This window comes from Sphingobacterium shayense (genome assembly GCF_013179575.1).
Taxonomy (GTDB): Bacteria; Bacteroidota; Bacteroidia; order Sphingobacteriales; family Sphingobacteriaceae; genus Sphingobacterium; species Sphingobacterium shayense.
Genome location: NZ_JABMCQ010000320.1, coordinates 1 through 1,449, shown reverse-complemented (window position 1 = coordinate 1,449; position 1,449 = coordinate 1). Strand labels below are relative to the sequence as shown.

Below are 1,449 nucleotides of genomic sequence, written 5' to 3'. Positions count from 1 at the left end.
AGGTTTTCGAGTGTAGTGAGGTTACTTTTTCGTGTGTTTAGACGCTCATAGTTTTCTAGTAGTTTTTCTTTTTTAGAAAACTCGGACTGCAATCTAAGGTTTTCTTTGTCTAACGTTGCTGTGAGACCGAGTTGTAATTCGAGTTCTTCTTTTTTCAGTAGCAAAAGCTCCGATTGTTCCTGGAAATTCTCCTCATTGAATCCATCAGCTTGGATACGCATCGCTATATCTTCAATTTGAGAGCGTAAAACACCCACATTCAGATTAAATTCTTGAATCTTTTTTCTTAAGGAGGGAACATCTAAGTTTTTTTGGAGGGTGTGTTGAACTTCGATGATATCGCTGTATTTATGTTCTTTCAGTAAATTGGAAACCTCCGCCTGCTTAGTTCCTAGCGTTTGTGATAGTGTTTGGAACTGTTCCATTGAGACATTCCTTTCCGCGTTAATCGCTGCAAATTCTGTCTTTAGTTTTTGCAGTGCTTCAGAAAGTGTTTTATAGCTTGTCTCCAGAAAGGTTATTTTCGTTGAAAGCTGGTCCGCTGTCAGAAGGATAGTGTTTTCAGATTCGTTTTGATAATCTTCAATCTTTAGAAGCCTTAGTTGGCTTTGGTGTTGCTGTATGATGTTTTGAGAAATCGCGATAGTTTGATTGATGTCCTGTAGTGACTTTCGGTATCTTTCGACCCTCGCTTTTGCGGCCAACAGATTCGCACGCATAATTTTAAGGTCATTATCTGCTGTCTTTATTTTATTTTCTGCCTGTTGGTTTTCTGTTTTGTAATCTAAAAATGGAGTTCGATCTTCTTGGGAAAAATTTGTCCAAACAAACAAATTTCTATGGGCATCCCGTTGCTGTTTTATATCTTCTATTATTGCAATTATCTTTTCCTGTTGATTTGACTTTTCTCGATAACGGACTACCAGACTTCGGAATTCCTGAGATTGAGTGCTTAAGCCAAGAAGTTCAGATTCTATCTGTTGTTTTAAACTACTTAATGTGGTTTCTCGGGTGAGCAGGTCACTTTTAGCCATGGGGGCGGGATGTTGCAATGCGCCACATAAAGGGCAAGGGGAGCCATCCGAAAGATTGTCTGCAAATTCAGCGAGCTTGGCTTGGACCTGTAGATACGTTTCATCGTGCCGTAATTCGTTGCGCTGCTCGTTTAATTTGGATTCTCTTTCGATGATCTTGGATTCCCAAGAGTTTATAGTAAGGTCTTGTTTTTGAAACTCTTGTTCTATTTCTATTTTTTCCTGGGAGAGTCTTTGAAGTTGCTCAGTGAGGTCTTGGCATTTCTTATTGTAATTGTCATCCTGTTGATACCAAGCTTCTATGTTAAGGAGTACCGCTGTGTCTAATTTATTTGCTTTTAGATCCTCGAGTTCTTTCTCTTTTTTTTCGAGTTCAACGGACAGGTTTTGTTCCTCATTTTGGGCTTCGTCGAGA

1 protein-coding gene is annotated in these 1,449 nt (G+C 39.2%); it reads right to left on the bottom strand.

Translation table 11 applies throughout. The features are described 5' to 3' along the window. The coding region (locus tag HP439_RS19095; protein ID WP_172391912.1) for a coiled-coil domain-containing protein at positions 1-1,449 on the bottom strand (1,449 nt) is incomplete at both ends.